The organism is Pseudomonas sp. MMS21 TM103 (genome assembly GCF_022132145.1).
Lineage (GTDB): Bacteria > Pseudomonadota > Gammaproteobacteria > Pseudomonadales > Pseudomonadaceae > Aquipseudomonas.
Map to the genome: position 1 here is coordinate 421,977 of NZ_JAJISP010000001.1, position 12,757 is coordinate 434,733.

Annotated in this window: 14 protein-coding genes; 3 read left to right on the forward strand and 11 right to left on the reverse strand. The window is 61.1% G+C overall.

Features of this window, described 5'->3' with window-relative positions; translation table 11 throughout:
* Positions 1-58: 58 nt before the first annotated feature.
* Positions 59-1,603, reverse strand: a complete 1,545-nt coding sequence (murJ, locus tag LJY18_RS01990) for a murein biosynthesis integral membrane protein MurJ (protein WP_238040055.1) — start codon at positions 1,601-1,603, stop codon at positions 59-61.
* A gap of 199 nt (positions 1,604-1,802) precedes the next feature.
* Between murJ and rpsT the strand changes: the two genes are divergently transcribed.
* Entirely contained in the window at positions 1,803-2,081 is a 279-nt protein-coding gene (gene rpsT, locus LJY18_RS01995) for a 30S ribosomal protein S20 (RefSeq protein WP_172143820.1), read from the forward strand.
* Between the two features lie 339 nt (positions 2,082-2,420).
* Here the strand turns inward: rpsT and LJY18_RS02000 are convergent, their stop codons facing one another.
* From LJY18_RS02000 to rplU, 5 genes are all read right to left on the reverse strand, one after another.
* Positions 2,421-2,885, reverse strand: coding sequence for a CreA family protein (locus LJY18_RS02000; RefSeq protein ID WP_238040056.1), 465 nt, complete (start codon positions 2,883-2,885; stop codon positions 2,421-2,423).
* 10 nt (positions 2,886-2,895) lie between these two features.
* A complete protein-coding gene (proB, locus tag LJY18_RS02005) occupies positions 2,896-4,014 on the reverse strand; it encodes a glutamate 5-kinase (RefSeq protein ID WP_238040057.1) in 1,119 nt (372 codons plus the stop codon).
* A gap of 115 nt (positions 4,015-4,129) precedes the next feature.
* Positions 4,130-5,353 carry an Obg family GTPase CgtA gene (cgtA, locus tag LJY18_RS02010; protein WP_238040058.1) on the reverse strand — a complete coding sequence of 408 codons (1,224 nt, stop codon included), beginning with the start codon at positions 5,351-5,353 and terminating at the stop codon, positions 4,130-4,132.
* A 174-nt stretch (positions 5,354-5,527) separates the two neighbouring features.
* Entirely contained in the window at positions 5,528-5,785 is a 258-nt protein-coding gene (gene rpmA / locus LJY18_RS02015; RefSeq protein ID WP_003176049.1) for a 50S ribosomal protein L27, read from the reverse strand.
* Positions 5,786-5,824: 39 nt separating this feature from the next.
* Positions 5,825-6,136: a 50S ribosomal protein L21 gene (gene rplU / locus LJY18_RS02020; RefSeq protein ID WP_238040059.1), complete on the reverse strand. Its 312-nt coding sequence runs from the start codon at positions 6,134-6,136 to the stop codon at positions 5,825-5,827.
* Between the two features lie 247 nt (positions 6,137-6,383).
* Between rplU and LJY18_RS02025 the strand changes: the two genes are divergently transcribed.
* Both LJY18_RS02025 and LJY18_RS02030 read left to right on the forward strand, forming a co-directional pair.
* Positions 6,384-7,352 (forward strand): polyprenyl synthetase family protein, encoded by a 969-nt coding sequence (locus tag LJY18_RS02025; RefSeq protein WP_238040060.1) that lies wholly within the window; start codon positions 6,384-6,386, stop codon positions 7,350-7,352.
* 129 nt (positions 7,353-7,481) lie between these two features.
* Positions 7,482-7,709 carry a PA4570 family protein gene (locus LJY18_RS02030; protein ID WP_238040061.1) on the forward strand — a complete coding sequence of 76 codons (228 nt, stop codon included), beginning with the start codon at positions 7,482-7,484 and terminating at the stop codon, positions 7,707-7,709.
* A 93-nt stretch (positions 7,710-7,802) separates the two neighbouring features.
* Here the strand turns inward: LJY18_RS02030 and LJY18_RS02035 are convergent, their stop codons facing one another.
* From LJY18_RS02035 to LJY18_RS02055, 5 genes are all read right to left on the reverse strand, one after another.
* Positions 7,803-8,420, reverse strand: a complete 618-nt coding sequence (locus LJY18_RS02035; RefSeq protein WP_238040062.1) for an FKBP-type peptidyl-prolyl cis-trans isomerase — start codon at positions 8,418-8,420, stop codon at positions 7,803-7,805.
* A 122-nt stretch (positions 8,421-8,542) separates the two neighbouring features.
* On the reverse strand, positions 8,543-8,842 hold the full coding sequence (locus LJY18_RS02040) for a DUF6482 family protein (protein WP_238040063.1): 300 nt from the start codon (positions 8,840-8,842) through the stop codon (positions 8,543-8,545).
* Between the two features lie 136 nt (positions 8,843-8,978).
* Positions 8,979-9,476: a TIGR00645 family protein gene (locus LJY18_RS02045; RefSeq protein ID WP_238040064.1), complete on the reverse strand. Its 498-nt coding sequence runs from the start codon at positions 9,474-9,476 to the stop codon at positions 8,979-8,981.
* Positions 9,477-9,675: 199 nt separating this feature from the next.
* On the reverse strand, positions 9,676-10,017 hold the full coding sequence (locus LJY18_RS02050) for a PA4575 family protein (RefSeq protein WP_238040065.1): 342 nt from the start codon (positions 10,015-10,017) through the stop codon (positions 9,676-9,678).
* Between the two features lie 186 nt (positions 10,018-10,203).
* Positions 10,204-12,660 carry a Lon protease family protein gene (locus LJY18_RS02055; RefSeq protein ID WP_238040066.1) on the reverse strand — a complete coding sequence of 819 codons (2,457 nt, stop codon included), beginning with the start codon at positions 12,658-12,660 and terminating at the stop codon, positions 10,204-10,206.
* Between the last annotated feature and the right edge of the window lie 97 nt (positions 12,661-12,757).

Here is a 12,757-nt window from a genome sequence, read left to right on the forward strand (position 1 = left end):
GATCGGCAGACAAGCACAATGCCGCGCTAAAACCCTGCCACACCGGGCCACTAGCGGATCAATGACGCAGATGACGCAAGCGCAGCCCCAGCGCCAGCAAGGCCGCGACAAACGCCAGCAGACCGCCGCCGACCAGCAGGCTCAACCAGAGCACGCGCTGCTGCCAGCCCCAGACGAACCACTCGGCCGGCGCAACATTTAACCACCAGACCAGCGCCACCATGGCCGAACAGGCGCCCAACAGGCGCAAGCCGTACAACCCCCAGCCCGGAGCGGGGCGATACACGCCAATTTTGTACAGCCCCCAGAACAGCAGCACGGTATTGAGTAACGACGACAGCGAGGTCGCCAGCGCCAGACCAACATGCTTCAGGGGCCAGATCAAAATCAGGTTGAACACCATGTTCGCCACCATGCAGATGATCGCGATCCGCACCGGGGTTTTCAGGTCCTGCCGGGCGAAGAACGCTGGCGCCAGTACCTTGATCAACATGAAGGCCAGCACGCCAAGCGAATAGGCCCGTAGCGCGGCGGCCGACTGCAGCACGTCACGCTCGGTCATCGCCCCATAGTGAAACAGCGTGGCGATCAAGGGCTCGGCAAGGATCGCCAGCGCCAGCGCCGCCGGCACCCCGAGCAGCAACACCATGCGCAAGGCCCAGTCGATGGTGGCCGAAAATGCCTTGGGATCATCGCCGGCGTGCTGGCGCGACAGACTCGGCAGAATCACCGTACCAATGGCGATACCGAACGCCCCCAGGGGTAGCTCGGACAGACGGTCGGCGTAATACAGCCAGGACACGCTGCCAGTCTGCAGCAATGAGGCGAGCACGGTATCGAGCAGCAGGTTGATCTGACTGACCGACACCCCGAACAGCGCCGGCACCATCAACAGCATGATCCGCCGCACACCCTCGTCGCGGTGCACTTTGGGCGTGGGCAGCAGCTTGATCCGGGCAAGGAAGGGCAACTGGAACAGCAACTGGGCAACCCCGGCGATCAGCACCCCCCAGGCCAGCGCCATGATCGGCTGATCGAAATAGGGCGTCAGGTAAACGGCCGCCCCGATCATGCAGACATTCAGCAGTACTGGGGTAAACGAGGGCACAGCGAAACGCCCGTAGGCGTTCAATATGCCGCCAGAAAAGGCCGTGAGCGAAATCAGCAGCAAGTAGGGAAAGGTGATCTGCAGCAGATCCCCCGCCAATGCGAGCTTGGCCGGATCGCTGCGAAAACCGGGTGCGAACAGCATGATCAGATAGGGCGAGCCGACCACCCCCAGAGCGGTCAAAGCGGTCAGCGTCAGCCCCAGGTAGCCCGCGGTGCGATCGACCAGCTGCTTGACCTCGGCCAGACTGCGTTGCGTCCGGTATTCCGAAAGCACCGGGACAAACGCCTGGGCAAAGGCACCCTCGGCAAATAACCGGCGCAGAAAGTTGGGAATCTTGAAGGCAATGAAGAACGCATCGGCCGCCGAACCCGAACCGAAATAGGCGGCAACCACCATATCGCGTATCATGCCCAACACACGCGACAACAAGGTCATTACACTGACCACCGCGCTGGAACGTAACAAGCCGCCCTTCCCGGTACGCTCGGACATATGTAACCCCTTAGAAAAGGTCGCCGAGTTTACCGACCCGCATGGATACTGGGTAGAGCAAGCGGTGTGCCGTCGATTGTTGGCGACCAGCCGACAGACAGCAAGTAGATCCAAGCCAATAGGCTTGACAATGAGCAGAGGCCTCGGCATGATTCGCGGCCTTATTTGTTAGTAACCCCAGATTTCGAGGAGCTTGACGGTGGCCAATACACCTTCTGCCAAAAAACGCGCCAAACAGGCTGAGAAGCGTCGTAGCCATAACGCCAGCCAGCGCTCCATGGTTCGTACCTACATCAAGAACGTGGTCAAGGCTATCGACGCCAAAGATCTTGACGTAGCAAAAACCGCTTACACCCTGGCTGTGCCTATCATCGACCGCATGGCCGACAAAGGCATCATCCACAAGAACAAAGCAGCGCGCCATAAAAGCCGCCTGAATGGCCACATCAAGGCCCTCAGCGAAGCCGCAGCCGCCTAATAAGCGATTCGCGCTTTACTGCTAGTTCTTAAAGAACCGACCTCAGGGTCGGTTTTTTATTGCCCGTGCAAACCCAAAACTTGTCGCCTGAATGGGTCAAGGGCGTAATCCAGGGATTGTCTTGGCCGCAGATCGCGCAGGCGGGACGCAACCGCCACACGGAATGTCGCCGCACGCACGACTCGGTATATCCACCACCTGCCGGGTGCGACTCACCGAAGTGCAGTGCACCATGGCTGCTCTGCCCGCCGCGAAAGCTGGCGGGTTGTCGCCGTGCGCCGATCGGAACGCCGCCCGGACCGCCCTACGAAACACCAGCAAACTGCAAGATGGGCCGGTTCAGCGCTTTTCCGGCCAGGGCAGAATCGGAATAGCGGTTACCGCATTCTGCGGACTGCCCTCGATCACTCGATCGCTGTACACCAGATAGACCAGGGTGTTGCGCTTTTCATCGAAGAAACGCACCACCTGCATGGTCTTGAACACCAGCGAGGTGCGCTCGCGAAACACCTCCTCACCCTCTTCCAGCTCATCCTTGAAGCTGATCGGCCCGACCTGACGGCAGGCGATCGAGGCCTCGGCACGATCCTCGGCCAACCCCAGACCACCCTTGACCCCACCGGTCTTGGCGCGCGACAGGTAGCAGGTGACACCCACCACCTTGGGGTCATCGAAGGCCTCGACCACGATCTTGTCGTTCGGCCCCATCAACTTGAACACCGTGGACACTTCACCTACCTGCTCGGCCGATGCGCACATCGGCAGCACCAGCAGCGCACCCAGCAATCCCTTGAGCATTCGCATCACTACACCCTCAGACCAGAATCAGATTATCTCGATGGATCAACTCGGGCTCATCGACGTAACCGAGCAACCTTTCGATGGCATCCGACGACTGACCGATGATTTTTTGCGCCTCGAGCGCACTGTAATTGGCCAGGCCACGGGCGATTTCACGCCCATCCGGATCGACACAGATCACCATCTCGCCACGCCGGAAGCTCCCCTGGAGCGCCCGGACCCCGACCGGCAGCAGACTCTTGCGCCCAGTCGCCAAGGCCTTGACCGCCCCCGCATCCAGCACCAGGGTACCGCGGGTCTGCAGATGCCCGGCCAGCCATTGCTTACGCGCCGCCAGCAAGCCCCGCTCGGGCGCCAGCAGAGTCCCCAGGCGCTCGCCCGCCTTGAGCCGCGCCAACACCTGCTCGATGGCACCACCGACAATGACCGTGTGCGCACCAGAACGAGCCGCCAGCCGCGCCGCGCGCAGCTTGGTCTGCATGCCGCCGCGCCCCAACGCCCCACCCGCACCACTGGCCACGGCATCCAGCGCCGGATCATCCGCGCGCGCCTCGTAAATCAATTCGGCATCGGGATTATGCCGCGGGTCAGCGGTATACATACCGTCGCGGTCCGTCAGGATTACCAGCAGATCGGCCTCGACCAGATTGGCCACCAACGCCGCCAAGGTATCGTTGTCGCCAAAGCGAATCTCATCGGTGACCACCGTATCGTTCTCGTTGATCACCGGAATCACATCCAACTCGACCAGAGTACGCAAGGTGCTCCGCGCATTGAGGTAGCGCTTGCGATCCGACAGGTCGTCATGGGTCAGGAGAATCTGCGCCGTGCGCCGCGCATGCTCGCCAAAACTCGACTCCCAGGCCTGAATCAGCACCATCTGACCAATGGCAGCGGCCGCCTGCAGTTCATGCATGGCCTTCGGCCGCCCGCTCCAACCGAGGCGACTCATGCCTGCCGCCACCGCACCGGAAGACACCAGCACCAGCTCCACGCCCTGCTCGCGCAACGCCACCATCTGCTCGACCCACACCGCCATGGCCGCACGATCCAGGCCACGCCCGTCGGCGGTGAGCAATGCACTGCCGATCTTCACTACCCAGCGCCGCGCACTGGTCACCTTGTCACGCATGATCATCCAACCTTAGCCAGAAACCGCCCAACGGAACGGAAGCCACTGCGCTCGCAGCCCCCAATCACTCGCTCAAGACAAGAACGCCGCAATTAAGCGGCGTTCAACAAGTTGCTTAATCCCGGACGTAAATGATTTCCGGGCCATCCTCATCATCTTCTTCATCCCAGAAGCTGTCATCTTCCTCGACATCACCGACAGCCTTGACCCCCGTACGACGCAACGCGCGCTTGTCGTCCAGCTTCTGCAACTGAGCGCGCGCCTCATCCTCGATGCGCGTATCCAGCTCGGCCAACTCGGCGGCAAACTCGGGATTCTCCTGAATCCGTTCGGCGCGAGCCTCGAGGAAATCCATGATGTCGTAGCACAGCTGATCGGTGCCCTCGCGCGCCAGGGCGGAAATCACATACACCGGGCCCTGCCAGTCGATCCGCGCGACGATTTCGGCGACACGCGCCTCCTGCTCTTCGTCGAGGATCTGGTCGGCCTTGTTCAGCACCAGCCAGCGCTCGCGCTCGGCCAGGGAAGGACTGAACTTGGTCAGCTCGTCGACGATGGTGGCCGCCGACTCCGCCGGATCGGTCAGATCCAGTGGCGCCATGTCCACCAGGTGCAACAACAGACGGGTGCGCGCCAGGTGCTTGAGGAAGCGAATGCCCAGACCGGCACCATCCGAGGCACCCTCGATCAGCCCGGGAATGTCGGCAACGACGAAGCTCTTGTAGCGATCGACACTGACCACACCCAGGTTTGGAATCAGGGTGGTGAACGGGTAATCGGCGACTTTCGGCTTGGCCGCGGACACCGAACGGATAAAGGTGCTCTTGCCGGCATTCGGCAAACCGAGCAGCCCGACATCGGCCAACACCTTCAATTCCAGTTTGAGGTCGCGCGCATCGCCCGGCTTGCCCGGCGTAGTCTGCCGCGGCGCACGGTTGGTACTGGACTTGAAGCGCGTGTTGCCCAGGCCATGCCAGCCGCCCTGAGCCACCAGCAGGCGCTGACCAGCCCGGACCAGATCGCCAATCACTTCCTGGGTACCCGCATCGATCACGGTTGTACCAATCGGCACCGGCAGGATCAGATCCTCACCCTTGGCTCCCGTGCAATCAGTACTACCACCCTTGTCACCATTCGGCGCCTGGAAGCGACGGGTATAGCGGTAGTCCACCAGGGTATTGAGGTTGGCAAAAGCCTCGATATAAATCGAGCCACCATCACCACCATCGCCACCGTTGGGACCACCGTTTTCGATGAACTTCTCACGACGGAAGCTCATCATGCCGTTACCGCCATCACCGGCCTTTACAGAAATCGATACTTCATCGACGAATTTCATAGGTACGCCTCCCGCAACAAGGCGGGTTATCTAAAACGAAAAACACCAGGTTCTTGCAAAATTGACCTGCATTCAAATCGAACGCTACACCCAGGACAGTTTGGCAAGAACCCCAAGAATACAGAAACAAAAAAGCCCCGTCGCAAGGACGGGGCTTTCCCAGCAGTCGCGCGATTAAGCGGCAACGACGCTCACGTAACGGCGGTTGAACGCGCCTTTTACTTCAAACTTGATCACGCCTTCGATTTTCGCGAAGAGGGTGTGATCCTTACCCATGCCTACGCCGTAACCGGCGTGGAACTGGGTACCGCGCTGACGCACGATGATGTTGCCAGGAATGATTTTCTGGCCGCCATACATCTTCACGCCAAGGCGTTTGGCTTCTGAGTCGCGACCGTTGCGGGTACTGCCGCCAGCTTTTTTGTGTGCCATGAGTTCAATACTCCTATTAGAGGATCAGGCCGAAACGAATCAGGCTTGAATACCGGTGATTTTGATCTCGGTGTACCACTGACGGTGGCCCTGACGCTTCATATGGTGCTTACGACGACGGAACTTGATGATGGTGACCTTGTCGTGACGGCCTTGTGCAACGACCTCAGCAACAACCTTGGCACCTTCAACAACTGGCGCGCCGATTTGCACGTCGTCGCCGTTGCCGATCAGCAACACACGATCGAACGTAATGGCCTCGCCAGTGCCGATTTCAAGCTTTTCGACCTTGAGGAATTCGCCTTCGGTGACCTTGTATTGCTTGCCACCAGTAACAATCACTGCGTACATGGTAAATCTCCGTTAATCCTGCTCACCCAGCGCTTTATAGAAAGAGTTATTGGCTGGCATGGCTGCTTGGGGCCGGATAAGACACCCTTGCAATTGCGTAAGTCAGGGAAATACCCAGGGGGGAAGTTCAGGGTGCGCGATTCTACGCAAGCCATCGTCACGACGCAAGGCCCTCGAGCACTCGCCTTGACAGTCCCCAGCCTGCCCCATAGCATGCCGCGCAACCTTTGAGGAGCACGTGACGCTGATGCAACCCCAGGCTTTCTACCATGTGGTGGCGGATGACTTCACCGCCGTCGACGGCATCATCCGTCAACAACTCGTCTCGCGCGTGCCGCTGGTGGGGAAGATCGGCGACTACATCATCTCCGCCGGCGGCAAACGACTGCGCCCGCTGCTGGTGCTGCTCAGCGGCAAGGCCCTGGGCCTGCAAGGCGACAACCTGCGCTTGCTCGCCGCCACCATCGAGTTCCTGCATACCGCTACCCTGCTGCACGACGACGTGGTCGACATGTCCGACATGCGCCGCGGCCGCAGCACCGCTAATGCCCAGTGGGGCAACGCGCCCAGCGTACTGGTCGGCGACTTCCTCTATTCACGCTCGTTCGAGATGATGGTCGAACTCGGCTCGATGCCGGTGATGAAGATCCTCTCCCGCGCCACCCGGGTCATCGCCGAGGGCGAAGTGCTGCAACTGTCGAAGATTCGCGACGCCAGCACCAGCGAAGAAACCTACATGGAAGTCATCCGCGGCAAGACCGCGATGCTGTTCGAGGCCTCGACCCACAGCGCGGCAGCCCTGGCCGGCGCCACGCCCGAGCAGACCGAAGCCCTGCGTACTTTTGGCGACAACCTCGGGGTGGCCTTCCAGCTGGTCGACGACCTGCTCGACTACCGCGGCGATGCCACGACCCTGGGCAAGAATGTCGGCGACGACCTGGCTGAAGGCAAGCCGACCCTGCCGCTGATCTACTGCATGCGCGAAGGCACTGCCGAACAGGCCGCCCTGGTACGCCAGGCGATCCAGAAAGGCGGCATCGAGGACCTGGAAAGCATTCGCGATGCCGTAGAAACCGCCGGCGCCCTGGACTACACCGCCCGGCAGGCCCGCGACTACGCCGAGCGCGCCATCGCCTGCCTGGACGCCCTGCCCGTCAGCGAATACCGCGATGCCCTGGTCGAACTGAGCCGTTTCGCTGTCGCTCGCACCCACTGACGCCTGACGTAACAAGCGGAGCCCGTCCATGCGACGGGCTTTTTATTGCACGGTCAAGGGCAGCGATTAATACTTGCTATTAATTGAATAGGAATTATTCTCATCTAACCATTTGAAGGGAGATGAGTCATGACCTACTTGATCGACGCCTGGCTGGAGCGGCCACAGCCTTACCTGCGCATTCTCAATCGCAACACCGGCGAAGTCTGCGCGGTACTGGAAGAACAAGCGCTGGATGAACTACGCGATCAGGGCGACCTGGATCTGCATGAGCTGAACTCCAGCGAGCCGCTGGTGCTCAAGGAATTGGTGCGCAGCCTGTTTCTTTACTGCTATGCACGGGCCTTGCGCCCGTGACACAGAGATATCACGCCCCCGGATTGCAGCCGGGCGACGGGACGAACGTGGGGAGGGATGAACAGAGCGTCATCCACCCCACGTGAGCGCCGCTTAGAGAACGTCCAGCAGCTCGACGTCGAACACCAGCACGCTGTGCGGCGGGATGCTGCCAACGCCTTGCTCGCCGTAGGCCAGCTCGCTCGGCACGTACAGTCGCCATTTGCTGCCGGCATTCATCAGCTGCAGGGCCTCGGTCCAGCCGGCGATTACGCCACCAACAGGAAACTCGGCCGGCTGACCACGATCATAGGAGCTGTCGAAGACAGTGCCGTCGATCAGGGTGCCATGGTAGTGAGCGCGAATGGTGTCTTCGTGCGTCGGCATCGCGCCTGTGCCGGTGTTCAGCACTTCGTACTGCAGGCCGGAAGCCAATACGGTGATGCCATCACGCTTGGCATTCTCGGCGAGGAAAGCCAGGCCGGCACCTGCCGCGGCTTCGGCCTGGGCCTGAGCCTGGGCCTGCATGACGTCACGGATCACCTTGAAGCTGGCCGACAGATCGGCCTCGCTGACACGGCTGGGCAGCCCGGCGAAAGCATCGGAGATGCCGGCGATGATGGCTTCCAGGCTGGCACCCGGCGGCGGATTGTCGCGCAACTGACCGCCAAGTTGACGACCGATGCCGTAGCTGACGCGGGTTTCGTCAGTGGAAAGAGTAAGTTCGGACATGCAAAGGCTCCGCTGGGGCTAAAAAAGGGCGACCAGCCTAGCACAGCTGCGTCTACCGCCCTACCGCCGCCACACCCCGCGCGCGCGTCGCCGCGAATCCCGGGCAGTGACGGATCCAGCTTTCAGTGCGATGAGGTTGCCCCCGGCTTTATCCCCGGCTCATCGGCCATGCCGCACATTTCGTCATGCACTTGCGCCTGCACCAGGTGCAGCGATGGCAGTTGCGGCAGGGGCTGCAGCACCTCACGGGCATGCTCCAGCGAGCGCAGATGCAAGAGATGACCGTGGCCATCTTCAAGCGTGAATGGCTGACCGCTCACACGCGCTTCCAGCAGGTAATAGTTGCCCCCTTCAAGGGAGATCAGGTTCAACTCTTCGACATGACCGGCGCGGGCATGACTGGAAAGGTCGTGCAGGTTCATGGGGCTACCTCAGGCTAACGACACGTACAGATTCCATAAGAATAGTCGCTGCACAAGAGCCGAGAAGCACAAGGCACCACGCAAACCGCCCGCCCGTTTTGCAACGGCCGGGCGGCGGGTCAGGCGTATGCGGGGATCAGTCGGCTTGGAATTTGGTCAGCTTATCCAGATAACCCATGGCGAACGCCGATCCGACGAAAGTCAGGTGAATGATCACGTACCACTTGAGGTGCTCGACCTCATAGTTCTTGGCATCCATGAACACCTTGAGCAGATGAATCGAGGAAATCGCCACTATCGAGGCCGCCACCTTCATCTTCAGCGAGCCGGAATCCATCTTGCCCAGCCAGCTGAGCTTTTCGGTGCCCTCGTTGATATTCAACTGAGAGACGAAGTTCTCATAGCCCGACAGCATCACCATCACCAGCAAGCCGCCAACCAGGGCCATGTCGATCAACGACAACAGACGCAAGATCAGATCCGCTTCGCTCAGGGCGAAGATATCCGGCAGGATGTGGTAGACCTCTTGAAAGAACTTGATCGACAGCGCCAGCACCGCCAACGACAGCCCGAAGTAAATTGGCGCCAGCAACCAGCGCGAGGCGTACATCGTGTTCTCGATTAAGCGTTCCATGGGGTCTCGCAAAGGGCCAATAAAGCAGCGGCGAGTATACCCAGCGTTCCTCGGCAGACAAAGGTGCACGCAGGAACCACTGCATTTCGCTTATCCCCAGCAACTGTGGATAACCTTGTGGGCAGGCTCGGGATTAAAGCTGCCACCCCAGCTGCGACCGGCCTTGCTGGCGGCTGGTCAAAAGACGATCAGGCGGCAGTCAGTTATCCGGCTGAAACTGGAAGCAGCCCTGATGGCCGCACCGATCGCCATTCAAACGGCGCAGCTCGGCCTGGATATGCAGACGCCAGATCGGCAGCTCGGGGCATTCGTCGTACCCCTGGACCAGCAGGCTTTCGACAATCCCAGCGAGCACCCCTTCGGCGACAACAGGCCCACAGAACGGGCCTTGCGCCTTAATGACAGAGGGTTGAGCACCGGACAGGCCGGCGGCACAGATCAATGTCCAGAGGCCCTTATCGCCAGCCAGTGGCAATACCACGCACTCGATACGGGTAATCAGACCCAGACATTGACGGGTGAGACAGAGGCTGCGCGACATGACGGCGACCCTCGTGTGACCAGGTCTTCAGCCTACACCCGCATGGGCGGCGCAGGGAAGCCGCCAGTCAGTCCGGCCCTCTGTGGATAACTGTGTGGATGAAATCCTCCGTTCCCCGGGCGGCAGGGCCGCGCCGAAACCGCCGGTTGCGTCCGCAGCCCGCCAGGCAGCGGACGCATGGCGGGGTCAGGCAGCCGGCTTCTTTGCTCGCGGCTTTTTCTCCTTGGGCAGCGCCACCAACACTTCGCTCTTCAGCTCCCTGTCATCCTCGGCCATGTCGATTTCGGCGATCTCGCGCAATCGCTCGACCACACGTGCATTGACGCTGCCAGGCGGAAACTTACCTTCGGCGTTTGGCGTGCCGGCATCTTCGCCGACCAGCAGGCTCAACGCCTCGTCGACCTGGCGCACGGCGTAGATATGGAATTGCCCGGCCCGTACCGCCTGCAGCACGCGCTCATCGAGCATCAGGGTGGCGATATTGGAGTGCGGAATGATCGCCCCCTGCTCGCCCGTCAGACCTCGGGCCTCGCACAGGCGGAAGAAGCCTTCGATCTTCTCATTGGCACCACCGACCGCCTGCACCTCGCCGAACTGGTTGATCGAGCCAGTGATGGCGAAACACTGCTTGAGCGGACGGCGCGACAAGGCGGAAATCAGCGTGCAGACCTCGCCCAGCGAAGCACTGTCGCCGTCGACATAGCCATAGGATTGCTCCAGGGCAATGCTCGCGGAAATCTCCAGGGGAAACTCCTGGGCGTAGCGGCTACCCAGGTAGCCGGTGAGGATCATTACGCCCTTGGAGTGAATCGGCTGACCGAGGTTGACCTCGCGCTCGATGTCGACGATGCCCGAACCGCCGGGATAGACGGTGGCGGAAATCCGCGCCGGCACGCCGAAGGCCGAGTCGCCGACCTCCAGCACGGTCAAGCCGTTGCACTTGCCGACGGCGGCACCCGCGGTGTCGATCAGGATGACCCCCGCCAGCATGTCGTCGATGATCCGCGCCGACACACGGCCGGTACGGGTCGCCTTGGCTTTCAGCGCGCGCTCGATATGGCCGACGTCGGTTACTGCCTCACTGGCCAGCTGGCGGATGAAGTCGGCCTCGCTGACCAACTGGAACAGGTCGCCAATTCGCGCCGACAAGCGCCCCTGGTGCTCAGCCAGGCGCGCACTGAAGGTCGCCAGACGCGCTACCGCCGCTGCCGTCAGCGGCGCCATGCCTTCTTCCATGGTGCGGGTCTTCATCAACTGGGCGAACTGTTCCAGGCTCTCATTGGCCAAGGGAATGTCCTCGTCGAAGTCGACCAGCACGCGGAACATTTCCTGGAAGTCCGGATCGTGATCCTGCAACGCGTAGTACAGCTGGCGCGCGCCAATGATGATCACCTTGACCTGCAAGGGGATAACCTGCGGATTGAGGGTCACGGTAGCGATGCGACCGAGGTCGCCGAGCGGCGACTCCATCTTCAGCTGGCGCGAATGCAGGGCACGCTTGAGGGCATCCCAGACGAACGGCTCGCCGAGCATCTTCTCCGCCTCGAGGATCAGAAAGCCACCGTTGGCGCGGTGCAATGCACCGGGGCGCAGCTGCCGGTAGCTGGTGTAGAGCGCACCCTGGTCGGCGTTATATTCGATGCGGCCGAACAGGTTGTCGTAAGTCGGATGCGATTCAAATACCACCGGCGCGCCGCCATCGGCATGGTGGCCAACCACCAGGCTCGGGCAATACTGCTCTTCCAGCAGCATGCGGGTCTGCGCGTCGGCCTTCTCCACTTCGACCAACTGGTCGACCACGGTCTTCAGCAGGTTGACCTGCACCGCTTGCAGGTAGGCACAGACGCCGGCGTTTTCGGCGTATTTTTCCGACAACGGCGCCAGCAATGGCTGCAGCGCCACGGTGATGGTTTCTTCATTGAGCTGGCGCAGCTGGTTGCTCGACTCGCGCTTCCACTGCGGCAGGCTGGCCAACTCTTCGTTGAGCCGTTCTTCCAGGGCGGAGATGTCGAGATGGAAGCGCTCGCGCTCGGCCTCCGGCAACTGGGCGAACTCCGCCTCATCCAGGGCCTTGCCCTCGAGCATCGGGGTGAAGGCGATATTGCTGCTGTCGCGGTACAGCGCCACGTTCTTTTCCAGCGACAACTTCTCGATCACATCGAGCGCCTGGTCGTAGCGCTTGTTGAAGGCGCGATCGATGGCGCTCTTCTTCTGCTGGTAGGACGGGTGCTCGAACACCGCGGGAAAGGTCGCCAGCAAGTTGTCGATCAGCAGGTTGATGTCGCCGATGAACGCCCCGGCACTACCCGCGGGCAACTCCAGCGCGCGCGGCTCGCGCGGTTCATCGAAGTGATTGACGTAGACGTGATCCGCCGGGGTCGCCAGGCGCTTGGCTTCGGCTTTGAGGTAACGATTGACGAAAGAAAAGCGCCCGGTACCGGGCTCGCCCATGACAAATACGTTGTAACCGGGACGCGGCATCGCGACACCGAACTGCAGGGCTTCAACCGCGCGCTCCTGGCCCAGCACACCGCGAAAAGGCTCCAGGTCATCGGTGTTGGTGAAGTTGAACTGCTCGGGCGAGAACGGACGGGTGAGAGCTTCAGGTGCCAACCGCAAATGGGCTGTAACGGAGTCTGGCATTGGAAATCCTTGAACGGGGGGCTGGTGAAATCATGGCTGCATCGGCCGTCATCCACAAGCCGCATGGTTGGTCACGGGCACGCGAAAAAAGCCTGCG